Raw genomic sequence first — 24,347 nt, 5'->3', positions numbered from 1 at the left:
ATTTGGACAAAGGCCGGGTTAACCCCCGGTCTTTTCCCGTACTACTACTGCGCCGTCCAAACCCTGACTGTTCGAAAGCAATTCCTGCACAAGCGGATTGGGGAATCGCCGCTTGAACGTGACTGCGTGAAAGTTCTCTTTGATGCGCGGATGCTCTTGCGCCTCGATCAACCGGCCCGAGGACAACTCATCCCGCACCACAATCGGGGCCACAAGGGCCAACCCAATATCTTCACGTGCCAGCAGGCGCATCATCGCCATGTCATCCACTTCGGCCACCACCTGCGGACGAACGGACATCCGGCTGGCCATTGCGTCAAAAGCGGTGCGCACACTGTTTTTGCTGGTCGGCAGGATGAACGGTTGTTCTTCGAGCAGCGCCTTGATGGGGCGCTTGGGATCCAGCCGCGCCGGGGTGCCGACAATGCTGACCGGTTGTTCCGCCAGATGATGGGTGACGAAACTGGTCAGGCTGTCACTGGCCGGTTCGTGGTTCATCAGGACCAGATCGAAATTCAGTGTCTCAAGCCCCTCAAGCAACTCACTGGGGCTGCCGGAACGCAAGATGACCTCGACATCCGTACGGGCCAGAATGGGCCGCAGAAACCCGATCTGAAAGTTGCGTGACAAGGTCGACTGTGCGCCGACACGCAGCGCCTGCCTGGCGTTTCCGGCATCCTGCAACGTTGCCACAAGCTCTTGCCCTGCCGCAAAAATTGCGTCCGCGTGGTCCAGGGCGATGTGCCCGGCCTCGGTCAGGTGCAGTTTGCGCCCGCGCCGTTCGAACAGCGGGTGACCCAGCCTCTCCTCCAGCTCTTTGATCTGAACCGAAAGCGCCGATTGCGACAGGTTCAGTCGCTGGGCTGTTCGGGTCAGGTTCCCATCATGGGCAACGGCCCAGAAATAGCGCAGGTGATGATAGTTCAACGGCATATCGTTCTATTTAAATGAACGAAAACCTCAGAACAATGAATTTTTCATTGGGCTGCACGCGCAATATGTCCTGCGAAACGGGCCGAGTCAGCCCAAGACCAAAAGGGACGCGCAAAATGCTTCATCTGTTTCTTCCATTGTTAAGCCCGCTGATTCTGCTGGCATCGGCGTATTACGCCAGTCGCCATCCGGGGTTGCGGCCGGGCAATGTCGCGAAACTGTCCGAATGGGCCGCCCTGGCCGCCTTTGCGGTGGCTGCTATCTCGGCGCTGCTGCTGGTGACGCAGGGTTCCGGCACATCGCCGCTGATTGGCTTTTTGGGCCTGGGGTTATCAGTGCGACTGGATGCAGTCAGCGCCATCATGCTGGTGCTGGTCAGCTTTATCGGCTGGATCGTGTTGCGTTACTCAGCCACTTATATGGACGGTGAAGCACGGCAAGGTGCGTTCACCGGCTGGATGTCTGCCACGCTCGCGGCTGTCCTGCTGTTGGTGATGTCGGGCAATCTGGTCCAACTGTTGGCGGCTTGGATCGCGACCAGCCTGATGTTGCACCAGTTGCTTTTGTTTTATCCAGAACGCACCACCGCTCGACGTGCTGCTCGTAAAAAGGCCGTGGTGGCGCGGATCAGCGAAGGCGCGCTGGCCGTTGCGGTCGTACTGCTGCTTGCCAGCTACGGCACCACTGACATTGCGACGATCCTGTCTTCGGCCCAAGGAAACGCCCTGACCATCGTCGCGGCCTTGCTGATCGCGTTGGCTGCGGTCATGGCCTCGGCCCAGTTCCCGATCCATGGCTGGCTGACCGAAGTAATGGAGGCCCCGACCCCGGTATCCGCCCTGTTGCATGCAGGTGTCATCAATGCCGGTGGCTTCCTGCTGATCCGCTTCGCGGACGTCATGCTGGTCGCCCCGGGGATCATGGCAATGCTGGTTATGCTGGGCGGGTTCACCGCGCTGTTCGGCGGGTTGGTCATGCTGACGCAACCGGCTGTGAAAACCTCGCTGGCGTGGTCCACCATCGCGCAGATGGCCTTCATGATCATGCAGTGCGGTCTGGCGCTGTTCCCGCTGGCCCTGCTGCATATCGTGGCGCACTCACTGTACAAGGCGCACGCCTTTCTCAGCGCGGGTGAGGCCGTGCGGAACGTGGCCGCAATTCGCCGCCCCGGCCCGGTTGCGGTGCCAAGCGCACGGAATGTGGTGCTGGCCTTTGCCACGGGCATCCTGATCTACGGCATCGTGGCGGCGGTGTTTGGCATCGACGGCAAGTCGGTCCAGGCCATTGCACTTGGCGTCATCCTGATCTTCGGTGTCGCTTACCTGCTGGCGCAGGGTTTTGCAGATGCAGCGCCCGGAGCACTGACCCGTCGCACGGTGATCTACGCCAGCGTCACCTCGGTCAGCTACTTCGTGCTGCAAATCATCGCGCAAAAACTGACCGCAGGTACCCTGCCCGCGACCCCGGTTCCGGGACCGTTGGAATGGGCGCTGATCATCCTCGCCCTGATCAGCTTTGGCGCGGTCGCGCTGGCGCAATCCACCTTCCCGCTTTGGGCCTCGCATCCTGCTGCGGCGGGCATCCGGGTGCATTTGTCGAACGGGCTTTATGCCAATGCAATCTTTGACCGGCTGTTGGACGGATGGTCCAAGCGGCAGACTGTGTAAGAGGGGTTCCCAAGATGTATATGAAGCACGAAAGCTATCCCGCAGCCCTTTTGGAACTGGTCGCACTGGCCAATGACGCGGCCCGTCAGATCCCGCCTCTGTTTCCCTTGTCCTCGAATGTCGCGGTGAACCCGTTTCTTGGGCAAACCAACGAGCCTTTGGCCGTAACCGCGGCCCGGCTTGGCCGGGTTGCGGGAACGCGGATCATGCCGGATCGCACGGCGTTTGCAGAAAAGTTGAACGCCGGAGAGATCACCGAGGGTGATCTGCTTGAAGCACTGGCCCATATCGACAGCCCGTTTGACACACCGTCGCCAGAGGATTTGGCAGCAGCGCTTGAAACCCAGGCGGCCCATCCCGCACCTCTGCCCACTGTCGCTGATCTGGCCGCAGAAGTTTCGGGGATCGACTGGCCCGGCCTGATTGACGAACGGATCGGAGCCTGGGCCGCCAGCCACTTTGATCAGGGTCAGGCGCTGTGGCAGGCCAACCGCACCGGCGGGGCCCATATTGCCTGGCGTGAATTCGCCACACGTGATCTGACGCTCGAGATACACGGCCTGAAAGGCTTTGGCGCTTTTGTTGCCGGTACCAACCGCTCGCAATGGCGGGCGATTGGCCGGGCGTCCGAGGCGCTGGGGGTGACGCCCAAGGCCGCTGGAACCGCCTTCCACCGCTGGCTGATGACGCTGGGCGGATGGGCGCAATATGCGCGCTATCTGCTGTGGCAGGCTGAACTTGAAGGCAAGACCGACACAACCACGACCGAGTTGCTGGCCATCCGCATGGTGTTTGAAGAGGCGCTGTTCGACCTTTATCGCGATCAGATTGCCGAACGCTGGGCCGAGACCGTCGCGCAACATGAAACTCCGGTTACACCATCCCGCGATATGGTGATCGACGCGGTGCTGCAGGATGCCGCTGAACGCGCGCAACAACGCCAGCTGGGACAGTCGCTTGCCAAGCGGCAGCCGCGCAAGTTCGCGGGCCGCCCGATGGTTCAGGCCGCGTTCTGCATCGACGTCCGGTCAGAGGTCTTTCGCCGCGCACTGGAAGCGCAGGGCGAAGGGATCGAAACCCTCGGTTTCGCAGGCTTCTTCGGCCTCGCCAGCGCCCACAAGGCGGCGGGTTCGGATGTCACCGAACTGCGGGGTCCCGTGCTGCTGAACCCCGGTGTCCGCTCGCATGCGGCTGAGGATACGCAGGCAGACCTCAACCGCCGCTACTCTGCGCGGGCCAAGCGCGCCTGGGGCCGGTTTAAGCTGGCCGCGGTGTCCTCTTTTGCCTTTGTCGAGGCGACGGGGCCGGTCTATGCCGGAAAGCTGCTGCGGGATGCGCTGGGGAAAGGGCATGGAGGGGCTACGTTCGATCCTGCACCCAAGCTGGATCCATCAATTGACCTGCCCACACGGATCGCATCGGCAAAAGCCATCCTTGGTGCCATGTCCCTGACCAGCAACTTTGGCCACATCGTCATGCTGGCCGGTCATGGCGCGGATGTGACCAACAACCCGCATGAAAGCGCTTTGCAATGCGGCGCGTGCGGCGGCCATGCCGGAGATGTCAGCGCCCGCCTTCTGGCAGGTCTTTTGAACGATCCAGCCGTGCGCAACGGGCTGCGCGAAGAAGGGATCGACATCCCCAGGGACACGCTGTTCCTGGCCGCCATGCACCACACGACAACGGATGAGGTGACACTGTTCGATCAGGACCAGTCGACCGGCCAATGGGCGCAGAATATCGCGCAACTGAAGATGTGGCTGCAATCGGCAGGGCGGCTAGCCCGAACCGAACGCTCAACACGTCTGCCTCGGGCCCGAGGGGCCCGCGACATCGCCCGCCGCGCCACAGACTGGGCCGAGTTGCGCCCCGAATGGGGTCTGGCCGGATGCCGGGCCTTCATCGCCGCACCCCGGTCCCGGACGGATGGAACCGGCCTGTCAGGTCAAACCTTCCTGCACAGCTATGACTGGCGGGACGATACCGGGTTTGGCGTGTTGGAACTGATCATGACCGCCCCGGTCGTGGTCGCAAGCTGGATCAGCCTGCAATATTATGGCTCGACCGTTGCGCCGACCCTGTTCGGCGGCGGCAACAAGCTGCTGCACAACGTGGTAGGAGGCATCGGCGTGGTCGAGGGCAATGGCGGTGCGCTGCGCCCCGGCCTGCCTTGGCAATCGGTGCATGATGGCGAAACCTATCAGCACGACCCGCTGCGCCTGTCGGTGGTCATCGAAGCCCCGCGTGAAGCAATGAACGACATCCTGAGACGCCATCAAAGCGTCAAAGAGCTGTTCGACAACCGCTGGCTGCACCTGATCGCCATGGACGAAAACGGCGATCTTGCCTGGCGCTACACGAAAGACCTTGAATGGGTCCCTATGGTGAAGTCCGAGATCAGCGAAAACGCCATCGCAGCGGAATAACCGCATCGCATGAAAGGCCCGGCGTGTTTCCCCGCCGGGCCTTGTGCTTTACAGCGCCGCTTTAAAAAGCTGGGTCAGGTTTTCCCTGGTCAGTTTGATCGGATTGCCGCCACAGGACGGATCAATGATCGCACCTTCGACCAGTTCCGGGATCGCCGCCTCGGTCACACCCAGTTCGGACAACGTGCGTGGGATGCCGAGCGAGTCGTTGAATTCCTGCACAAAGTCCCTGAACCCGTCGAACCCGCCTTCGATGCCCAGATAGGCTGCAGCCGACTGGAACCGGTCAGCAATGGCAGGGGCATTGAACTCCAGAACGCTGGGCATGCAGACGGCGTTGGTGGTGCCGTGATGGGTGTTGAAATGCGCGCCGATCGGGTGACTCATGGCGTGGATCGCACCCAGACCCTTCTGAAAGGCGGTCGCGCCCATGGCTGCTGCACTCATCATCTGGGCGCGGGCTTCGATATCGGTTCCATCGGCATAGGCGCGCGGCAAGTAGTCCTTGACCAGCCGCATCCCCTCCAGCGCAATACCCTGAGACATCGGGTGGTAGTGCGGGCTGGAATAGGCCTCGACACAATGGGCAAAGGCATCCAGACCGGTGCCTGCTGTGATGAACTTGGGCATCCCCACGGTCAGTTCCGGGTCGCAGATCACCACCGTGGGCAGCACTTTGGGGTGGAAGATGATCTTCTTCACATGGGTTTCGGAATTGGTGATGACGCTGGCGCGGCCCACTTCGGACCCGGTTCCGGCGGTGGTCGGTACCGCAATGATCGGCGCAATCACGTCGGCATTGGCGCGGGCCCACCAGTCGCCAATATCTTCGAAATCCCAGACGGGCCGCGTCTGACCGGCCATGAAGGCCACCATCTTGCCCAGATCCAGCCCCGAGCCGCCGCCGAACGCAATCACCCCGTCATGGCCGCCCGCGTTATAGGCCGCGACCCCGGCGTCGAGGTTCTTTTCATTCGGGTTCGGATCCACATCCGCAAACAACCCGCGCCCCAGACCGGCGGCCTCCATGATATCCAGCGTTGCGACGGTAATCGGCAGATCTGCCAACCCCTTGTCGGTCACCAGCAGAGGGCGCTTCATCCCGGCCGCCGCGCAGGCCTCGGGCAATTCCCGGATGCGGCCAGCACCAAATTTTATCGCGGTCGGGTAGGACCAGTTTCCAACAAGGCTCATGATGTCACCTTTTTCAGATGGTAGGATTTGGGACGGGTCAGGTTGTGATAGCCGATAACCGAAAGGCCACCGCCCCGCCCGGTATTCTTGCAGCCGGTCCAGCACAGGCCGGGATCCAGATAATCGGCCCGGTTCAGGAACACGGTACCAGTCTCGATCTGGTCCCCTACCCGCGCCGCGCGATCCACGTCGCGGGTCCAGAGGCTGGCGGTCAGGCCGAACTCACTGTCATTCATCAGCGCGATCGCTTCTTCGTCGCCGGACACTTTCATGATGCCCACCACGGGACCAAAGCTTTCATCCCGCATCACCCGCATATCGTGGGTCACATTGGTCAGGATCTGAGGGCTCAGATAGGCCCCGCCATCATCTTCGGCGAAAGTGTCAATATGGGCCACAGCGCCATCGGCCACGGCCTCGGCAATCTGCTCCCGCACTTCATCGGCAAAGCGCACATTGGCCATCGGACCCAGAGTGGTCTCGCTGTCCAGCGGATTGCCCAGCTTATAGCCCTTTACGATCTCAACCGCCTTGGCGACAAAATCATCATAAAGACTCTCATGCACGTAAATCCGCTCGATCCCACAGCAACACTGGCCCGAGTTGAACATCGCCCCATCGATCAGCGTATCGACCGCCGCATCCAGATCGGCATCCTCCATGACATAGCCGGGGTCCTTGCCGCCCAGTTCTGTCCCGACGCCGGTGAATGTCCCCGCCGCCGCGCGCTCCATCGCCTGACCGCCACCGACCGAGCCGGTGAAGTTCACAAAATCAAACGTATTGCCTGCGATCAGGTCATTGGTCACGTCATGGCTCAGAAACACGTTCTGGAACACATCCTCGGGCACACCCGCCGCATGGAAGGCCTGCGCCATACGTTCACCCACCAACAGGGTCTGCGTGGCGTGTTTCAACACCACCGTATTGCCTGCGATCAACGCCGGAGCGACCGTGTTGATCGCGGTCATGTAAGGGTAGTTCCAGGGCGCCACCACAAACACCACCCCATGCGGAATGCGCTTGATATAGCGTCTGAACGTCTCATCCTCGCCCACCGCGATATCCGCCAGTGCGCCTTCAGCAATCTCCGCCATATGGCTGGCCCGCTCGTTAAAGCCGCCAAACTCGCCGCCATAGCGCACCGGCCGGCCCATCATATGCGCCAGTTCCGGCACAATCTCATCATTCATCGCGCCCACAGCGGCCACGCCGGCCATCACCAAATCAATCCGCTCCTGCAACGGTCGCGCAGCCCAGCCAGCCTGTGCCGCCCGTGCCCGACCAGCAACTTCGAACGCGGTAGCCGGCGACAGCACTTCGCGTTCCGCAAAAACCGACCCATCAATCGGCGAGACACATCGCAACATCTGCCCCATATCCACTCCATCTACCAGAAACGCAGGGTCCCCTGCTTCTTCTGTTCAAAAATACCTCGGGGAGCGCGAGGGGCTGGCCCCTCGCTCCTGCCCTTTACGCCCGCTCAAACCCGCGCGCAATTTCCCAGTCGGTCACCACACGCTCGAACTCTTCGATCTCAACCTCAGCCGCGCGCGCATAGTGATCCACCACCTCATCCCCCATGGCAGCCCGCAGCATTGCCGACCCATGCAACGCATCCCGCGCCGCGCGCAGGTTGCCCGGGATCATGCCCGTATCGCCCTGATAGACGTCACCTGTGGCGGGCGACTGTAACTCCAAACCTTCTTCGATCCCCGCAATCCCGGCGGCCAGCATCCCGGCCATCGCCAGATAGGGGTTCATGTCCGACCCCGGAATCCGACATTCCACCCGAACCGCCTTGGTGCCATCGCCGCACAGGCGGAACCCTGCGGTGCGGTTGTCCACCGACCAGATGATCCGTGTCGGCGCAAAACTCCCCTTCATGAACCGCTTGTAGCTGTTGATGTAAGGCGCCATGAAATAAGTGTAATCGGCGGCGTATTTCAAAAGACCCGCCATGTAGCTTTTCATCAGCGCAGACATGCCCAACGCATCCGACTGGTCATAAAACGCAGGCTGCCCATCCATCCACAGCGACTGATGCACATGCGAAGAACTGCCCACCTTTTCATGATGCCATTTCGGCAGGAAGGTCGCTGCGTGCCCATGCTGCCACGCGATCTCTTTCACCGCGTTTTTGGCAATCGAGTGATATTCCGCTGTCGCCATCGCCGGTGCGTATTTAATGTTCAATTCTTCCTGCCCGGTCTCGGCCTCACCTTTCGAATTCTCGACCGGTATCCCCGCGTCCCACAGATGGTTGCGGATCGGACGCATCACATGCTCTTCCTTGGTGGTCTGAAGGATGTGGTAATCCTCGTTATAGCCCGAGATCGGCTCCAGATCGCGAAAGCCTTCCTTGCGGATCTGGTCGAAACTCTTCTCGAACAGGAAAAACTCCAATTCGGTCGCACACATCGCCTCGTAGCCCATCGCCTTCAGGCGATTCACCTGTCTCTTCAGGATCGAACGCGGCGCGTGCGGCACCTCTTCATGCGTATGATGATCCAGCACATCGCACATAACCATTGCGGTGCCCTCAAGCCACGGCACCGGGCGCAGCGTGCTCAGGTCCGGCTTCATGACATAATCGCCATAGCCCCTCTCCCAACTGGTCGAGGCGTAGCCGTCCGGTGTGCCCATCTCAAGATCGGTCGCCAGCAGGTAATTGCAGCAATGGGTCTCTTCCCACGCGCCCGAAACAAAGTGGCCCGCATGGAACCGCTTGCCCATCAGGCGGCCCTGCATATCGACCATGCAGACCAGAACCGTATCCACTTCGCCCGCAGCGACCTGCGTCTTGAGATGTTCGAAGGTAAGTGTTGCGGTCAAGATGCGTCCTCCCTGAGTTCCTGAATGGCGGGTCTGAGCAGCGCCAGTATTTCATCCGCCACCGTGGCAACCTGTTGATCCGAACGCAACAGATCGTTGCGCACTTCGATCATGACATTCGCCAGTCCCCGGCTGATCGCGTGCAGGCGCAGGGAATGGGTCACGCCGTCTAACGGCCCATAGGGCTCGTTCCGCTCGATCCGGCGGCCCGAGACCTGATCCACGTGATCCAGCATCAGATCGACCAGACGGCTGTCCTCATCATGCAGCAAGCCGATTTCGACGGCGCGGGGTTGGCCGAAATAGATAGGCGTAAATGAATGGACCGTAACCAACACCGTGTCAGGCCCGCGCACGCCCAGAACCCGCGCGACGGCGTTGCAGAACGGATCATACACGGTTGTCGTGCGCAGCCTGCGCTGTTCGGGGCTCAGAGCAACATTGCCCGGCACCTCGATCAGCTCGGATTTCACCGGCATGGCACTGGCGGCTTCAGGCGGGCGGTTGCAGTCATAGACCAGCCTCGACACGGTCGAGGCCACAGCGGGCGCATCCAGTGCCTGCGATAAACGCATTGTCAGGTCGCGCGCACCGGGATCCCAGGCAGCGTGACTTTCGCGATCCGCCTCGGCCAGTCCCAACCCTTCGTAATAAGGTGGGATAAACGCGCTGGCATGTTCGCACAGCAACACCACGCGCCCCGCCCCATCGGGGTTAATGATCTCAACAGTAGGGCGGCTTTTCAATTCTCGGCTCCATCGGTTAGGCGTTCAGCAGGCTCAAAAGCTCGGCGTGCAATTCGGGGGTTGCGGCTGACACAACCGCCACGTCGGATTGCATGGTCAGGGCCTGCCCCTTCCAATCGGTCATCACCCCGCCAGCCGCCTCGATCAGCGGGCAGAGTGCAAGGTAATCATAGGGTTGAAGCTCATAATCCACCACTGCATCCACATGCCCCGCAGCCAGCAGCGCATGAGGGTAGCAATCATACGCAAAGCGGCGGGTCTGCCCGGCCCGCATCAGACGGTCAAAGATCGACGGTTGATCGCGGTATATCTTGTCGCCCTCATTCACATACAGGATCGCCTGATCCAGACGTGCCACGTCCGAGGTCTGAATGGCCCGATCATTCAGCGTGGCCCCGCTGCCACGCGTGCCCACAAAGGTTTCATTTATCGCAGGCATACCGACGATGCCAAGCTGCGGCTGACCATCGACAAGATGCGCCAGAAGGAACCCGAACAGGGGATGCCCAGACAGGAACGAACGCGTGCCGTCAATCGGGTCAATCACCCATAGATGTCGCCCGTCACCGTCTTCCTTGCCGTGTTCTTCACCGAAGATACCGTGATCCGGGAAGTGCCGGCGCAGATAGGCCCGCACCTCGGCTTCCACGCCCCGATCGGCCTGGGTAACAGGGCTTTCATCCTGTTTGAATTCCACCCCCAGCGTGCCCCGGAAATACCGCATCGCCGCCTGCGATGCGATATCCGAGATCGCCTTTGCGTGGTCTTCAAGCGCCATGGCATCCAGCATGTCAGGTTCCTTTTGACTGCATTCGGGTCACGCCTTGATCCGGTCCATTTTCGGATCGTAAAGCGGCTGTAGCGAGACCTGACACGGCACGCGCCGGGTCGCAACCTCAAGCTCATAGGTGCCAGAGGTAACAAACTCCGCATCAACGCCGTCCGGATTGCGGACATAGCCGTAGCCGATGGATTTACCCACCGTGTAGCCATAGCCGCCCGAGGTCAGCCAGCCGACGCGCTTGCCATCACGATAGATCGTCTCGCGGCCCAGCAGAACCACATCCGGGTCGACGGTGAAACAGGCGAGCATCTTTTTGACGCCCTCGGATTTTTGTTTTTCAGACGCCGCGCGGCCTTTGAAATCGACATCCTTGCGCAGTTTCACGGCCCAGCCCAGCCCGCTTTCGAACGGCGTATGATCTGGCCCGATTTCCGCCCCCCAGGCGCGATAGCCTTTTTCAAGCCGCAGCGATTCAATGGCGCGGTAGCCTGCGTTGACCAGACCATGGGGCTGACCCGCCTGCATCAGCGCGGCGTATACCGCCTGGGCGTATTCCACCGGCAGGTGCAACTCCCACCCAAGTTCCCCAACATAGGTCACGCGCAGGGCTTTGACCGGGCAACCGGCAATGCCGATGGTGCGGATCGTGCCGAATTTGAACCCGTCATTCGAGACATCATCGCGCGTCACCGCCGCCAGTATATCCCGCGCCTTTGGTCCCATCAGCGACAGCACGGCGTTGGATGAGGTGATGTCGAACAGCTGGCAATTCATGCCTTCGGGGATATTGCGGCTGATCCAGTCGAAATCATGGGTGGCAAAGCCGGTGCCGGTGACGATGTAGAACTCATCATGTGCAACGCGGCCCACAGTCAGGTCACATTCGATCCCGCCCTTGTCATTCAGCATCTGGGTATAGGTCAGCGCGCCCACCGGCTTGTCCACGTCATTGGCGCAGATCCAGTTCATCGCGGCCAGTGCATCCGGCCCCTTCAGGGCAAATTTGGCAAATGAGGTCTGGTCGAACAGCACCGCTGCCTCCCGCGCTGCCTTGTGTTCCCGGCCCACAGCGGCGAACCAGTTCTGGCGACCAAAGCTGTATGCGTCTTTGGGCGTCTCACCCAGCGAGGTATCCGCATACCAATTGGGACGCTCCCATCCCAGTTTCTCACCAAAACACGCGCCCTGTGATTTCAGCGTGTCATAGAGCGGCGACTTGCGGCAGGGGCGGCCCGAGTCATGCTCCTCATGCGGCCAGCCCATTGTGTAGTGCTTGCCATATGCCTCGACCGTGCGGGTGCGGACCCAGTCGGTGTCGAAATGCGGGCGGCCAAAGCGGCGAATATCGGCAGACCACAGGTCGAACGGCGGCTCGCCCTTGTGCACCCATTCAGCCAGCGCCATACCCGCGCCGCCGCCTGCGGCGATGCCAAAGGCGTTGAAGCCCGCGCCGACGAAGAAATTGTTCAATTCGGGCGCTTCGCTGATGATGAAATTGCCGTCAGGCGTAAAGCTTTCCGGCCCGTTGGTCAGGGTTTTGACCCCTGCGTTTTCCAAAGCGGGCACACGACCCAGCGCCAGTTCCATCAACTGTTCGAAATGGTCGAAATTGCTGTCGAGCAGCGTGTAGTGGAAGCCCTGCGGAATGCCCTTCGTGGCCCACGGGATCGGGTTCGGCTCGTACCCGCCCATGACCAGCCCGCCGACTTCTTCCTTGTAGTATGTCAGCCGGTCGGGGTCGCGCAGGGTCGGCAGGTTACCGGGCACGTCAAAGGGCTCAGTCACCATATACTGATGCTCCATCGGCACCAGTGGCACGTTCACCCCAAAGCGCCCGGCAAAGGTGCGGGTCCACTGACCGGCACAGCAGATTACCTTTTCGCATTCGATGCGGCCATGTTCGGTGATCACGGCGCGGATCTTGCCATCTTCGATCTCGATATCGGTGACCTTGGTGTCCTCGAAAATCTTCGCTCCGGCCATGCGGGCACCTTTGGCCAGCGCCTGCGTGATGTCTGAGGGGTTCGCCTGCCCATCCGTCGGCAGATAGGCCGCACCGATCACGTCCGAGACGTCCATCAGCGGCCACAGTTCCTGCGCCTCGGAGGGCGTGAGCAATTGCATGTCCAGACCAAAGGAATGCGCGGTGGTGGCCTGTCGTTTGACCTCGGTCCAGCGTTCCTCGTTACAGGCCAGCCGCAACCCGCCGTTCATCTTCCACCCCGTACCGAGGCCGGTTTCCTCTTCGATCTTGTTGTACAGATCGACCGAATAGCCCAGCAATTGCGTGATATTGGCGTTCGAACGCAATTGCCCCACCAGCCCGGCGGCGTGAAAGGTGGTGCCCGAGGTCAGTTTCTTGCGTTCCAGCAGCACCGTGTCGGTCCAGCCCAGCTTGGCCAGGTGATACGCGGTCGAGCAGCCGATGATCCCGCCGCCGATAATGACGGCTTTGGCTGTTGTCGGAAGGTCGGTCATGTCTGTCCTCAGGTATTTTTGAAATCGGTAAGGGCCGCGCGGAACCGCGCGAGGTTTTCAGCCGTGTAGGCCGCATAGTCAAAGTCGATATCCGAGGTGATCTCGGACACCATGCTCCACATCGTTTCGCGCAGCAGCGAGGCGCATTTCATCGCCGTATAGCGGTGGCGCAGGTCGTCGGTGACGGGGGTCTGGAAATAGGCCTCCAGCATCCAATCTTCTTGATCCGGTGAAAGCCCGTTGTTCGAGGCCAGCCCGCCCAGATCGAACAGCGGCGAGTTGAACCCGGCATAGTCGAAATCGATCAGCCACAGGCGGGTGCCATCGTCCAGAAAGTTGCCGCAGAGCAGATCGTTATGGCCAAAGACCATGTCATATGGCCCGGCCTCGGTTTCAAGCCCGTTCCCGGTTTGCACCAGTTCCGGGATCACGGCCGAGTGGGCGCTGCTGCGCTCGGTCAGCGTGGCGGAGTAGTCGCGGATGACGTGGAACACCCAGAATACCAGTGACGGGCCGCGCAGGTGTTTGGGCACCTCCGTATGGCATCGCTTTACCAGATCCAGCACACGAGGCAGCATGTCGGGGTGGCGCACGTCCTCTTCCGTCAGGGTGCGGCTTTCGATGAATTCCAGCACCGTCAGATCGCCCGAGGCATGGACCACCGCAGGGGAAAGACCTGCGGCGTGGGCGGCTTTCGTCGCGGCGAGCTCGTTGAAGCGCATCACCTGATGCAGCGGGATGTCGTCGCCGACACGGACCACATAAGATCCGCTGGTATCCGTCACTTTGTAATTCACATTGGTGATGCCACCGGTCAGCGGTTCGGCTGCGATCTCACCCTGCCAGATCGGCAGAGCGCGGATGCGAGTCATCAGGTCGGAATGGTTCATGTCAACTCTCCAGTCCAAAGCGGATGCGGGCCTGACGGGCGCTGGCGTTGATCAGCCGGTCGGCGATGATGGCGATGAAGGCAATCGACAGACCGGCCACCAGACCCCGGCCTGTATCGGCCTTGGTCAGCGCGATATAGACCTCTTGCCCCAGATCGCGGGTGCCGACGAGGGCGGTGATTACCAGCATCGACAGCGCCAGCATGATGGTCTGGTTGATGCCCAGCAGGATTTCCGGCAGTGCCATAGGCAGGCGGATATGGCGCAGCAGTTGCGCGCGGGTGCATCCCGAGACCAGACCGGCCTCGATCAACTCCTCACTGACGGAACGCACTCCGTGTGCGGCATAGCGCACCGCCGGGGCCAGCGCATAAAGGACGATGGCGATCAGCGCAGTGAAATCTCCGACCCGGAACAACATCACAACGGGGATCAGGTAGACAAAGCTGGGCAGGGTTTGCAGCGTGTCGATCAGCAGGTTGATCACAGCGCCCGCCCGTTTGTTCAACGCCGCCAACACGCCCAGAGGCACCCCGATCAACGTCGCCAAAATCACCGACGCGCCGCACAGATAGACCGTCACCATCGCCTTGGACCACAGGCCTGACACAAGGATCAGCGAGGCCATGCCACCGCAGAGCAGCGCCAGCCGCCAGCCCCCCGCGTGCCAGCCCAGCAGGGTCAGCATCGCAATCGCCCAGGGCCACGGGATGCCCAGCAGCACCGTCTTGATCGGGATCATGAACCACGTCAGGAAAAAGACCTTGATCGCCTCGAACGTGTCGAAATAGTTGACGTTCAGGTATTCGACCGTGTTGTCCCAGAACGCGCCCGTCGTGATGGTCTGGCCTTCGGGATATTCCAGCAGCAGGGGCGAGAACTGGCCCAGCACCCATGTCAGCACTAGCAGGATCAGCACCAGAACCGTGCGGCGATGGCGCGCGATCCACGCGCCCGGCTGTTCATGATGCACCTGCCCCATGCGCTCGGCAAAAGCCTGACTTAGCCGATCCACGGCAATAGCCAGAACCACGATGGCAATCCCGGCCTCGAACCCGGCACCGATGTCCAGACGGCGCAGCGCGGCGAGGACGTCGAACCCCAGCCCCCCAGCCCCGATCATCGAGGCGATGATGACCATGTTCAGCGTCAGCATGATCACCTGATTGACGCCGACCATCAGGCTGTGACTGGCCGATGGCACCAGAACGCGCCACATCAATTGCCGCTGGGTTGTACCTGCCATACGTCCGAAATCCAGAATCTCAGGGTCCACGCCTTTCAGCGCCAGCGTGGTAATCCGCACCATCGGCGGGGTGGCGTAGATGATCGTGGCAACCAAAGCCGAGATCGGGCCAAAGCCGAACATGAACAGGATCGGCACCAGATAGGCAAAGATCGGGATCGTCTGCATCAGGTCCAGAACGGGCGAGATGATCTTTTCAAACAACGGATGGCGATAGGCGAGAATGCCCAGCATCAACCCTCCGCCCGCGCCAATCGGCACCGCGATCAGGACCGAGGCCAGTGTCACCATCGCGCTGTCCCATTGTCCAAAGACGGCCAGATAGATGAAACAGGCGCCGACCAGCGCCGCCAGCCCCCAATCACGGCAGTATTGCCCCAGAGCGATCACGGCAGTGATCACCACGACCCAGCTGATCGCGGGCAGGATGACCTGCGCGTCATTGCCCTGACCGCTGACAAATCCGTCAGCCAGCAGGGCCAGCACCAGATTATAGGGCTGCTCGATCAGCCAGGCGATGGCGCGGGTGACATCGGTGAACGAGACCGGGCCAAGGGCGGCATCCTCGATCAGCCATGTCATTGCCGACGAGATATAGGTCTTGAATGGGATCACCCAGGCCGAGGGGAACTTGGTCAGCCAACGCGCATCCAGCGCCTTGCCCAGATCACGACCGAACCAGCCCAGCAGGATCGTGATCAGCACAAGCGACAGGATGACGATCTGGCTGCGGCTTGGGCGGATCATGCGGCGTCCCCGTCACCGAACAGCACATGCGCCACGGCCTTGCGGTCGATGGCCCCGACTATCCGTCCGGTGTCGTCTGAAACCGGGATCGGCGCATCGGCCGCGATGATCCGTTCCGCCACGTCCGAGACGCGGGTAGATTGCGGGATCGGGTCGCCCTGACCATCCGCACCGGCGGCCATCACGCCGCCAACGGTCAGAACCTTCGAGCGGGGTATATGTTTCGTAAATTCAGCCACATAATCAGTGGCCGGGTGCATCACCAGCTCTTCTGGCGTGGCGATTTGAATCACCTCTCCGTCCTTCATGATGGCGATGCGGTCGGCCAGACGGACAGCCTCTTCAAAGTCGTGGGTGATGAAGACGATTGTCTTATGCAGCCGCTCCTGCAGGCGCAGAAACTCATCCTGCATTTCGCGCCGGATCAGCGGATCGAGCGCCGAGAACGGCTCGTCCAAGAACCACAGATCCGGTTCCGTCACCAGCGAGCGGGCGATGCCGACGCGCTGTTGCTGGCCGCCTGACAATTCGCGCGGATAATAATCCTCGCGCCCTTTCAGCCCGACCAGTTCGACCACTTCGCGGGCTTTGACCTCGGCCTCAGCCTTGGGTGTGGCCTGAATGGTCAGTGGGAACATCACGTTCTGCAAAACGGTCAGATGCGGCAGCAGGGCGAAATGCTGGAACACCATGCCCATCTTGTGACGGCGGATCTCGATCAACTCCTTGTCGCTGGCGCGCAGCAGATCGGCATCGTCGAACAGAACCTCTCCGCCCGTGGGTTCGATCAGCCGCGACAGGCAGCGGACCAAGGTGGATTTGCCCGAGCCGGACAGGCCCATGATGATGAAAATCTCACCCTCGGCGATGTCGATATTGGCGTTGCGCACCGCGCCGATCACGCCCGCCTTGCGGATGTCATCAGCTGACGGGTTCGGATTTTGCCGCAACAGCGCATCCGCATTCGGACCGTAGAGTTTCCACACGTTACGGCAGGACAATTTGGTCTTGGGGGTCATCTGGGACGTCCGATTGAAAGGCCGGGTAAGCCGGAGCGGTTGGGGAGAACAGGGTGACCGCTCCGGCCAATGCAGATTACTTGGAGATCCAGCCAGACCAGCGGTCTTTATTGGCCCCCATCCAATCTGCAACAACGGTATCAATCTCTACGCCGTCCAAATCTGCCTTGCCGACCATCGCGCTCATCTCATCGTTATTGATGCTGTAGGCTTCGATGATGTCATACGCACCCGGCCATTTTTCCTGCAAACCGGACCAGGCCGCCTTCCAGATCGGGCCGCGCGGCTTGCCGCAGTCATAGGCCAGATCGGGGTTCACCCCGACTGACGGATCTGCGTAGCATTCCGGGGAAAACGGCGGGAATTCAACGAATTCGCCATCATATTTTGCCGGTGCCCAATGAGGAACGTAGACCCACAGCATGATTGGATCTTCGCGCTGATAGGCGGATTCCAATTCGGCAAACAGAGCCGCATCGGTGCCTGCGTGGACAACCTCGAACTCAAGCTCCAGCGCTTCGACACGCTCTTCGTCGAACCCGCCCCAGGTTACCGGGCCGCCCACATAGCGCCCGTTCGGCGCGGTTTCGGCGGTGGCAAATTCCTCGGCGCAGTCTTTCAGCGCCTCCCAGTTCGGCAGGCCAGGGCAGCGGTCTTTCATGTAAGTCGGATACCACCATTCCTCGATCGCCATCAGCCCGGTTTCGCCCACGTTCACGACGTTGCCCGAGGCTGTCGCCTCATCCAGCGCCTCGCGCCCGGTGGTTTCCCAGATCTCCATCGCCAGATGCAGATCGCCGGTTTTCAGGCCCGCGAATTGCGCGATGTAATCAGCCTGCACATATTCGACGTTATACCCCGCCTCTTGCAGGATCGAGCCCATGATCTTGGTGTTGATCAATTGCCCTGACCAGTCATGCAGCGTCAGCTTGATCGGGTCCGAGGATTCCACAGCCCCCGCCGAGGTCACGCCCGCAACCGCCAAAGCCAATACGCTAAGTCCCAGTTTGAGTTGCATTATACCATCTCCCTGTCGTGGTTTTTCTTTGTGAATCGGTGGTATTATTGAAAGACGACCACATTGTGGGGTTTTGTGTCAATAAAAACCACGTTAAGCCACACAAATACTCTCAAATTAAAACTTAACCGCGCAAATTCTGGCAATTGCGTTGCTTTATGTGGTAGTTGTGGTACCCCTAGTGCCAACTACTGCCATTACCATGGACCCAATGAACCTAAAAACCACAAATCAGCGAGAAGATGAGATTTTGCGCGCCCTGTTCCGGTCGGGCGGATCCTGTCGGGTCAGCGTGCTGGCCAATGAACTTGGCGTGACGCTGGAAACCATCCGCCGCAATGTGCGCAATCTGGAAGAGCGCAGTATCGTCCGCAAAGTCCATGGCGGCGTTCATCTGGTCGAAAACTTGCTGGAACCTTCGCTGGAAAGCCGGTTGGACAGTAAGGTCGACGCCAAGGAAAAACTGGCCAAAGCCGTCGCCGAGATCATCAGCGACGGGGATTCCCTGTTCCTCGATATCGGGTCGACGACAGCATATGTGGCGCAGGCCCTTCGGGATCATAAGGACCTGTTTGTGGTGACAAATTCAGTTGTCGTGGCCAACACGCTGGCCGCGCATAACAACAACCGCGTGTTCATGGCCGGGGGTGAGCTGCGCCCCCATGACGGCGGCGCGTTCGGGGTGGAAGCGCAGGAGTTGATCAGGCGATTGAACGTCCGCTTTGCGATCCTGTCGGTCGGGGCGGTAAACGCCGATCTGGGCTTCATGCTGCATGATTTGCAGGAGGCCAACCTGGCGCGGATCGCAATCGACAACGCTCAGGTGCGTGTGGTGGTGGCCGATGGCGAAAAGCTGGGCAAACGGGCCCCCGTGACGCTTGAGGTTCCGTCGAAGATCAACCTGTTTTTCACCGACACCCAGCCGTCGCAGGGCATTCGCGACATGTTGGCCGAGAACGAAATTGATCTGGTGGTAAAGGACTAGCCTTCGCGTTTCTGGGCAATGATCCAGACCGGATGGTAGGTCAGCGGCACGCCCTGCCCGTGGCCGAATTCCGACCAGTATTCCTGCTCGAACCGGGCCAGCGTCGACTTGGTCCAGGCACGCTGCGCGCGGCCATTCACGCCGGTATTCCGCAGGTGCCGCAGCATGTCGCGCGGGGTGGCAAAGTAGGAGGGCCGCAGGCTCTCACCGGCGGATTTGACGATCAGTACATCTTCGATAGCTGCGCGCAGTTCCTCCGCCCCACACAGGCCCGGTGCCTGCGCAGCGGATCCGATCTGCCGCAGTTCCTGATACTGTTTGGGGCCGAAACCAGACACGGCAAACCAACCGCCGGGGGCCAAAGCCTTGGCCGCTTTGCGCAACAGATCAGCCGGGTTCTCCATCCACTGGATCATCGAGGCAGATACCAGCAGATCGATATGCGCGGGCCAGGATACCTGCCGCGCGTCACCTTCGATAAATCCGGCATCCACCGCATGTGCCGTTTCGCGGGCCTGCGGGGCGATGTCGTTCAGGCTCAGGTGATCAACCGAGAACTGCGCGCGCAACAAACGGCTCAGATGCCCGGTGCCGCAGCCAAGTTCGAAGCCCGCCCGATACTGATTGGGCGCGCCCAGCCGGTGTAACTCGTCCACCAGCTTCTCGGCCACCCAGGCCTGCTGGTTTGCCGCATCGTGATAGGTGTGAAAACTGCGGCTGAAACTGCGTTGCACCTTGTCTGTCAGATGGACTGTCATGCAAACCACTCCGCCCAGCTTTGACCCGCCGCAAACGGGACATGAGGGGTATCGACGCGCCGGATAATGTCTGACCGATCCGCCCATGCGGCCTCTTGCGCGGTGGTGGGGATGACGCGATCCCGCTGCGGTATCCAGATGCGGTCAAAGCCGGGATCGTGGGCCGCGCCCCGATCGATCACGGCAAGCAGTTCGTCACGTGCGGCGGCAATGTCCAGCGCGGGCGCAGACCCGACCAATCCGGCCCGGCGGCAGAACTTGGTGAAACTCGCATTAGACAGGTTATCCGCCGTTGCCCGGATCATCTCGGGTGCGATGCCAAATTCAGCGCTGGCCGGGTTCAACGTCCCGCTGACGGCAACCAGCCGGTCAGGCCGGAAACCGGTCTGCGCCAGCCAATGCGCTGCCGAGGCGACCCCGAAGGAAAAGGCCAGCAGGTGAACGCGCTCAAACCGCTCAAGCGGCAGGGGCGCGTCAATCTGCGTGTAGCCTTGGATCAGCAACAGGTTGTCCGCATCGGTCAGACCATCAAAAGGCGCAGCCCCCAGTGCCCAGCCCCCGAAGACAAGGGTCAGGTCGGTTCCGTCCGAGCGTGACAGCCACTGATGCTTCACTGTGCACCTCCGGCCAGCGCGACCATGGCCGCCGTGACGCGGCTCAGCTCATCAGCCGAGATGATGTAGGGCGGCATCGTGTAGATGTTGCGCGCAAAGGGGCGCAGCCAGACGCCGGTTTGCGGGGCAAGGCGGTGCGCGACCCGGGGATCAACCGTATCCTTCATCTCAATCACGCCAATCGCGCCCAGGACCCTGACATCGGCAACACCCGGCAAGTGGCGGGCGGGCTCCAGTTCAGCCCGCATCTGGTTTTCGATTGCAGCCACCTGCCCTGTCCAATGACCTTCGGCCAGAAGGCTAAGGCTGGCCGAACCCGCGACACAGGCCAACGGGTTGGCCATATAGGTCGGGCCATGCATGAAAACGCCCGCCTCGCTGTTGCCGATTCCATAGGCGATTTTCTCGCTGGTCACCGTCGCCGCGAACGAAATATGCCCGCCCGTCAGCGCCTTGCCCAGACACAGGATGTCAGGTGTTACACCCGCATGATCGATGGCAAACAGTTTGCCGGTACGGCCAAAGCCGGTTGCAATCTCGTCAAAGATGATCAGAACGTTGTGGGCGTCACACAAGGCCCGCGCCGCGCGCAGCCATTCGGGGTGATAGAAATACATCCCCCCAGTGCCCTGCACGACGGGTTCAAGTATCAGTGCCGCAAGCTGGTCGCCCTTTTCGTCAAGCAGGCGTTCCAGCGGTTCAAGACCGTTTTGCGCCGAATCCTCAGGCCATTCGTCATCCAGCCGCACATGCGGGCGCGGCAGGAAGTGCTGGATCGACAAGGCACCACGGAACAGCCCATGCATCCCGGTGACCGGGTCACAGACGCTCATCGCTTTCCACGTATCACCGTGATAGCCGCCCCGGACGGTGGCAAACTCGACCTTGCCGGTGCGGCCATGGGCCATCTGATACTGCACCGCCATTTTCATCGACACTTCGACCGAGACCGAGCCGCTGTCGCAGTAGAAAATCCGGTCCAGCCCCTCGGGCAGCATGTCAACCATCCTGCGCCCCAGATCGATGGCCGGGTTATGGGTCAGACCGCCGAACATCACATGCGGCATCTTCTCCAGCTGGCGCTGCATGGCCGAGGTAATCACGGGGTGCTTATGCCCATGGATCGCGCACCACCATGAGGACATGGCGTCGATCATCTTCGCCCCGTCTTCGCGGTACAGATACACCCCCTCGGCCCGGTCGATCAGGTGCATCGGGCCGGGATCAGCCACGTTGGTATAGGGGTGCCACAGGTGGCGGGCGTCAAAATCCAGCGGGGTCATAGCGCCCCCCGGATGGCATCGACATCGATGGCCTGGAATGCGTTGGCCAGAGCGTCACGCGACAGGTCGGGCAGCATGGGCAGACGCCCCAGATGGCGCACATCGCACATCTGGACGATGGTCTGTTCCACATCCGGCTCGGGTTCGCCCACAAAAGCCACGCCCACCACCTGGCACCCTGCATTTCGCAGCGCCATCAGAGACAAAGTGGTGTGGTTAATCGTGCCCAAAGCGGTCCGCGCGACCAGTACAACCGGGGCCTCCCATTGCGCGATCAGGTCCAGATAGAACAGCTTGCGGTTCAGCGGCACCATCAGGCCCCCTGCCCCTTCGACAACCAAGGGCCCGTCAACCTGCGGCAGGGACAGGCGCTTTGCATCGATTTCCAGCCCCATATCCTCGGCGGACAGATGGGGTGAGGCGGGCATGTTCAGTCGGTAGGCCTCGGGCAGAACTTCGGCACCGGACAGGTCCCGAACGATGTCGGTGTCAGTGGCGTCTTCCAGCCCCGACTGCACCGGCTTCCAGTATGTCGCACACAAGGCAGCGGTCAGCCCGGCAGAGAAGACGGTTTTGCCGACACCCGTATCGGTGCCGGTGACGATCAGCGCGCTCATGCGGCCTCCGATTGCTGTTGGGCCAGCGCGGTGAACAGGGCCGAGATGTCGGTGTGATCCACATTGCCGGTGATCGAGATCCTCAGGCGCGACGTGCCGCGCGGAACGGTGGGCGGGCGGATGCCGCGCACGTCAAAGCCTCGCTCTTGTAGGGCCGAGGCCATAGCCATCGTGCGCGCCTCATCGCCCAGAATGACCGGGATGATCTGGCTGTTCAGGGCGGTTTCGGCGACGCCCTGCTGGCGCGCAACCGAATGCGCATGGCGAATGCGGCCCTGCGCGGCCTGTATCAGCCCTTCGTCCGAGACCAGCGCCTGCAAAGCTGCGCGCACCAGCGCTGCGTTCAGCGGCGAAGGAGCGGTTGCGAAGATGAACGGTCGTGCGCGGTTGATCAACGCGTCGATCATCACCCGAGGTCCGCAGATCAATCCCCCGGCGACACCCAACCCTTTGCCGCAAGTGTGCAATGTCAAAAGTTGCGCGTCCAGATCATGCGCCAGACCTTCTCCGTGCGCGCCATAGACGCCGGTGGCGTGCGCTTCGTCCACAACGAGAATCGCATCGAATTCCCGTGCAAGGGTCGCGAAATCCGATAGCGGGGCAAGATCACCCTCCATCGAATAGACGCTTTCGACGGCAAGCCAGATTTGCCCGGTGCCCCCTGCCGCACGCCATTCTGCCGCCACCGCCCGGGCATCGCTTACATCATTGTGCCGGAACGACCGCAGATCCGCGCGGCTGGCGCGCATCCCTTCATGGGCGCTGGCATGGACCAGCGCGTCGTGCAGAACCAGATCATCTGCCGCCGGAAGGGTGGAAAAGATCGCCTGATTGGCCTGAAACCCGCCGCCCATGAACAGGGCAGCCTCGGCACCGAAAAACGCGGCGGCCTCATGCTCCAGCACTTCGTGTTCGGGGTGGTTGCCGCGCAGCAGGCGCGACCCGCCGGACCCCACTGGCACGCCACGCGCCACCGCGTCCTGCGCGGCGTCCCGCAACAGTTGCGAGCTCGCCAGCCCCAGATAGTCGTTCGACGCAAAGTCCAGCCCTTTCGCCGCCGCCAAATGGCGACGACGATGGCGCGCATCCAGCGTGCCAAGCATCGACTCCAGCCGATCGACTGCTGTCATTCGGCAGCTTCCGTCTGCGCGTGATCTTCTGCCGTCTCGGGCTGAATACCCAGCTTGGCGAACAGGATCGAATCCACATCCTCTTCGGGGTTTTCGGCCGTCAGCAGCGTCTCACCCACAAAGATCGAGTTCGCACCGGCAAAGAAACACATGGCCTGCATCTCATCGCTCATGTCGCTGCGACCGGCGGACAGACGCACATAGGATTTCGGCATCAGGATCCGGGCCAGAGCGATGATCCGCACAAACTCAATCGGGTCAATCGGCTCGGCATCGGCCAGGGGCGTGTCCGCCTGCGGCATCAGCATGTTGATCGGAACCGAATCCGGTGCGGGCTGCATGTTGGCCAGCGTCAGCAACATGTCGATGCGGTCGCCCGAATGCTCACCCATGCCCAGAATACCGCCCGAACAGACCTTGATCCCGGCTTCCTGCACACGGTTCATGGTGTCGATCCGGTCGCTGAAGGTGCGGGTGGTGATGACCTCGGAATAATAGCGTTCCGAGGTGTCGATATTGTGGTTGTAATAGTCCAGCCCCGCATCGCGCAGTTGTACGACCTGAGTGTCATCCAGCATGCCCAACGTCATGCAGGTTTCCATGCCCATCGCCTTGACGCCTTCGACCATGGCGACCAGTGCAGGCATGTCACGGGGCTTGGGCTCGCGCCACGCCGCACCCATGCAGAACCGCGTCGCGCCGCCATCCTTGGCTTTCTTCGCCTCGGCCAGAACGCGCTGGATCTCGATCAGTTTCGACGCCGGCAGGGTCGAGCCGTTGCGGGCCGATTGCGAGCAATAGGCGCAATCCTCGGCACAGCCGCCGGTTTTGATCGACAACAGCTTTGAGGTCTGAACCTTATTGGGATCAAAGTTCTCGCGATGCACGGTTTGTGCCCGGAACAGAAGATCCATCAACGGAAGGTCATAGACAGCTTGCGCAGTTTTGCGGGTCCAGCCGGAATGGGGGATGATCAT

Annotated in this window: 20 protein-coding genes; 3 read left to right on the top strand and 17 right to left on the bottom strand. The window is 61.2% G+C overall.

The features are described 5' to 3' along the window. Window positions 1-18 precede the first annotated feature (18 nt). Window positions 19-933, bottom strand: coding sequence for a LysR family transcriptional regulator (locus ACR0KJ_RS10995; RefSeq protein ID WP_170622185.1), 915 nt, complete (start codon window positions 931-933; stop codon window positions 19-21). A gap of 116 nt (window positions 934-1,049) precedes the next feature. Here ACR0KJ_RS10995 and ACR0KJ_RS10990 point away from each other — a divergent pair, with 116 nt between their 5' ends. Then, on the top strand, window positions 1,050-2,600 hold the full coding sequence (locus tag ACR0KJ_RS10990) for a proton-conducting transporter transmembrane domain-containing protein (RefSeq protein WP_170453828.1): 1,551 nt from the start codon (window positions 1,050-1,052) through the stop codon (window positions 2,598-2,600). 14 nt (window positions 2,601-2,614) lie between these two features. Then, the gene (locus ACR0KJ_RS10985) at window positions 2,615-5,026 is read left to right on the top strand and encodes a DUF2309 domain-containing protein (protein WP_170453829.1); all 2,412 of its coding nucleotides are present in this window, start codon (window positions 2,615-2,617) and stop codon (window positions 5,024-5,026) included. Between the two features lie 48 nt (window positions 5,027-5,074). Here the strand turns inward: ACR0KJ_RS10985 and ACR0KJ_RS10980 are convergent, their stop codons facing one another. From ACR0KJ_RS10980 to ACR0KJ_RS10935, 10 genes are all read right to left on the bottom strand, one after another. Beyond that, the gene (locus tag ACR0KJ_RS10980; RefSeq protein ID WP_480626679.1) at window positions 5,075-6,220 is read right to left on the bottom strand and encodes an iron-containing alcohol dehydrogenase; all 1,146 of its coding nucleotides are present in this window, start codon (window positions 6,218-6,220) and stop codon (window positions 5,075-5,077) included. Then, window positions 6,217-7,599 (bottom strand): aldehyde dehydrogenase family protein, encoded by a 1,383-nt coding sequence (locus tag ACR0KJ_RS10975; RefSeq protein WP_480626678.1) that lies wholly within the window; start codon window positions 7,597-7,599, stop codon window positions 6,217-6,219. The genes ACR0KJ_RS10980 and ACR0KJ_RS10975 overlap by 4 nt, the downstream gene beginning before the upstream one ends. Window positions 7,600-7,693: 94 nt before the next feature. After that, window positions 7,694-9,055 carry a glutamine synthetase family protein gene (locus tag ACR0KJ_RS10970; protein WP_480626677.1) on the bottom strand — a complete coding sequence of 454 codons (1,362 nt, stop codon included), beginning with the start codon at window positions 9,053-9,055 and terminating at the stop codon, window positions 7,694-7,696. Further along, window positions 9,052-9,801, bottom strand: coding sequence for an N-formylglutamate amidohydrolase (locus tag ACR0KJ_RS10965; protein WP_480626676.1), 750 nt, complete (start codon window positions 9,799-9,801; stop codon window positions 9,052-9,054). Before ACR0KJ_RS10965 ends, ACR0KJ_RS10970 begins: the two co-directional genes overlap by 4 nt. A 16-nt stretch (window positions 9,802-9,817) precedes the next feature. Further along, window positions 9,818-10,591 carry an inositol monophosphatase family protein gene (locus ACR0KJ_RS10960; protein ID WP_480626675.1) on the bottom strand — a complete coding sequence of 258 codons (774 nt, stop codon included), beginning with the start codon at window positions 10,589-10,591 and terminating at the stop codon, window positions 9,818-9,820. 27 nt (window positions 10,592-10,618) lie between these two features. Then, window positions 10,619-13,063, bottom strand: a complete 2,445-nt coding sequence (locus ACR0KJ_RS10955) for a GcvT family protein (RefSeq protein WP_480626674.1) — start codon at window positions 13,061-13,063, stop codon at window positions 10,619-10,621. Window positions 13,064-13,071: 8 nt separating this feature from the next. Beyond that, a complete protein-coding gene (locus ACR0KJ_RS10950) occupies window positions 13,072-13,953 on the bottom strand; it encodes a phosphotransferase (RefSeq protein WP_480626673.1) in 882 nt (293 codons plus the stop codon). Window position 13,954: 1 nt separating this feature from the next. Further along, window positions 13,955-15,946, bottom strand: coding sequence for an ABC transporter permease subunit (locus ACR0KJ_RS10945; protein ID WP_170522704.1), 1,992 nt, complete (start codon window positions 15,944-15,946; stop codon window positions 13,955-13,957). Next, window positions 15,943-16,965 carry a quaternary amine ABC transporter ATP-binding protein gene (locus ACR0KJ_RS10940; RefSeq protein ID WP_480626672.1) on the bottom strand — a complete coding sequence of 341 codons (1,023 nt, stop codon included), beginning with the start codon at window positions 16,963-16,965 and terminating at the stop codon, window positions 15,943-15,945. The genes ACR0KJ_RS10945 and ACR0KJ_RS10940 overlap by 4 nt, the downstream gene beginning before the upstream one ends. A 76-nt stretch (window positions 16,966-17,041) precedes the next feature. Then, entirely contained in the window at window positions 17,042-17,983 is a 942-nt protein-coding gene (locus ACR0KJ_RS10935; protein ID WP_170453845.1) for an ABC transporter substrate-binding protein, read from the bottom strand. A 202-nt stretch (window positions 17,984-18,185) separates the two neighbouring features. Here ACR0KJ_RS10935 and ACR0KJ_RS10930 point away from each other — a divergent pair, with 202 nt between their 5' ends. Further along, window positions 18,186-18,968 carry a DeoR/GlpR family DNA-binding transcription regulator gene (locus ACR0KJ_RS10930; protein WP_480626752.1) on the top strand — a complete coding sequence of 261 codons (783 nt, stop codon included), beginning with the start codon at window positions 18,186-18,188 and terminating at the stop codon, window positions 18,966-18,968. Here the strand turns inward: ACR0KJ_RS10930 and ACR0KJ_RS10925 are convergent. From ACR0KJ_RS10925 to bioB, 6 genes are read right to left on the bottom strand one after another with little or no spacing between them, the layout of a single operon-like run. After that, window positions 18,965-19,726 (bottom strand): methyltransferase domain-containing protein, encoded by a 762-nt coding sequence (locus ACR0KJ_RS10925; RefSeq protein WP_480626671.1) that lies wholly within the window; start codon window positions 19,724-19,726, stop codon window positions 18,965-18,967. The two genes, ACR0KJ_RS10930 and ACR0KJ_RS10925, sit on opposite strands and share 4 nt — an antisense overlap. Further along, window positions 19,723-20,340, bottom strand: a complete 618-nt coding sequence (locus tag ACR0KJ_RS10920) for a pimeloyl-ACP methyl esterase BioG family protein (protein WP_480626670.1) — start codon at window positions 20,338-20,340, stop codon at window positions 19,723-19,725. Before ACR0KJ_RS10920 ends, ACR0KJ_RS10925 begins: the two co-directional genes overlap by 4 nt. Beyond that, on the bottom strand, window positions 20,337-21,623 hold the full coding sequence (gene bioA / locus ACR0KJ_RS10915; RefSeq protein ID WP_170522689.1) for an adenosylmethionine--8-amino-7-oxononanoate transaminase: 1,287 nt from the start codon (window positions 21,621-21,623) through the stop codon (window positions 20,337-20,339). The genes ACR0KJ_RS10920 and bioA overlap by 4 nt, the downstream gene beginning before the upstream one ends. Then, window positions 21,620-22,240, bottom strand: a complete 621-nt coding sequence (bioD, locus tag ACR0KJ_RS10910; RefSeq protein ID WP_170453851.1) for a dethiobiotin synthase — start codon at window positions 22,238-22,240, stop codon at window positions 21,620-21,622. Before bioD ends, bioA begins: the two co-directional genes overlap by 4 nt. After that, window positions 22,237-23,370 carry an 8-amino-7-oxononanoate synthase gene (locus ACR0KJ_RS10905; protein WP_480626669.1) on the bottom strand — a complete coding sequence of 378 codons (1,134 nt, stop codon included), beginning with the start codon at window positions 23,368-23,370 and terminating at the stop codon, window positions 22,237-22,239. The genes bioD and ACR0KJ_RS10905 overlap by 4 nt, the downstream gene beginning before the upstream one ends. Continuing rightward, the gene (bioB, locus tag ACR0KJ_RS10900; RefSeq protein ID WP_170453854.1) at window positions 23,367-24,347 is read right to left on the bottom strand and encodes a biotin synthase BioB; all 981 of its coding nucleotides are present in this window, start codon (window positions 24,345-24,347) and stop codon (window positions 23,367-23,369) included. Before bioB ends, ACR0KJ_RS10905 begins: the two co-directional genes overlap by 4 nt.

It is taken from the genome of Ruegeria sp. AD6, from assembly GCF_056542325.1.
Note: the sequence above shows the minus strand (reverse complement) of the source record. Positions and strands in the feature narration are given on the sequence as shown.

Excerpts from the sequence above, each read along its gene's own strand:
- bioB (WP_170453854.1), bottom strand. The coding sequence starts at position 24,347 with ATGATCATCCCCCATTCCGGCTGGACCCGCAAAACTGCGCAAGCTGTC.
- ACR0KJ_RS10940 (WP_480626672.1), bottom strand. The coding sequence starts at position 16,965 with ATGACCCCCAAGACCAAATTGTCCTGCCGTAACGTGTGGAAACTCTAC.
- ACR0KJ_RS10955 (WP_480626674.1), bottom strand. The coding sequence starts at position 13,063 with ATGACCGACCTTCCGACAACAGCCAAAGCCGTCATTATCGGCGGCGGG.
- ACR0KJ_RS10975 (WP_480626678.1), bottom strand. The coding sequence starts at position 7,599 with ATGGGGCAGATGTTGCGATGTGTCTCGCCGATTGATGGGTCGGTTTTT.
- ACR0KJ_RS10905 (WP_480626669.1), bottom strand. The coding sequence starts at position 23,370 with ATGACAGCAGTCGATCGGCTGGAGTCGATGCTTGGCACGCTGGATGCG.
- ACR0KJ_RS10930 (WP_480626752.1), top strand. The coding sequence starts at position 18,186 with ATGGACCCAATGAACCTAAAAACCACAAATCAGCGAGAAGATGAGATT.
- ACR0KJ_RS10960 (WP_480626675.1), bottom strand. The coding sequence starts at position 10,591 with ATGCTGGATGCCATGGCGCTTGAAGACCACGCAAAGGCGATCTCGGAT.
- ACR0KJ_RS10935 (WP_170453845.1), bottom strand. The coding sequence starts at position 17,983 with ATGCAACTCAAACTGGGACTTAGCGTATTGGCTTTGGCGGTTGCGGGC.
- ACR0KJ_RS10950 (WP_480626673.1), bottom strand. The coding sequence starts at position 13,953 with ATGAACCATTCCGACCTGATGACTCGCATCCGCGCTCTGCCGATCTGG.
- ACR0KJ_RS10990 (WP_170453828.1), top strand. The coding sequence starts at position 1,050 with ATGCTTCATCTGTTTCTTCCATTGTTAAGCCCGCTGATTCTGCTGGCA.
- bioA (WP_170522689.1), bottom strand. The coding sequence starts at position 21,623 with ATGACCCCGCTGGATTTTGACGCCCGCCACCTGTGGCACCCCTATACC.
- bioD (WP_170453851.1), bottom strand. The coding sequence starts at position 22,240 with ATGAGCGCGCTGATCGTCACCGGCACCGATACGGGTGTCGGCAAAACC.
- ACR0KJ_RS10925 (WP_480626671.1), bottom strand. The coding sequence starts at position 19,726 with ATGACAGTCCATCTGACAGACAAGGTGCAACGCAGTTTCAGCCGCAGT.
- ACR0KJ_RS10985 (WP_170453829.1), top strand. The coding sequence starts at position 2,615 with ATGTATATGAAGCACGAAAGCTATCCCGCAGCCCTTTTGGAACTGGTC.
- ACR0KJ_RS10995 (WP_170622185.1), bottom strand. The coding sequence starts at position 933 with ATGCCGTTGAACTATCATCACCTGCGCTATTTCTGGGCCGTTGCCCAT.
- ACR0KJ_RS10980 (WP_480626679.1), bottom strand. The coding sequence starts at position 6,220 with ATGAGCCTTGTTGGAAACTGGTCCTACCCGACCGCGATAAAATTTGGT.
- ACR0KJ_RS10945 (WP_170522704.1), bottom strand. The coding sequence starts at position 15,946 with ATGATCCGCCCAAGCCGCAGCCAGATCGTCATCCTGTCGCTTGTGCTG.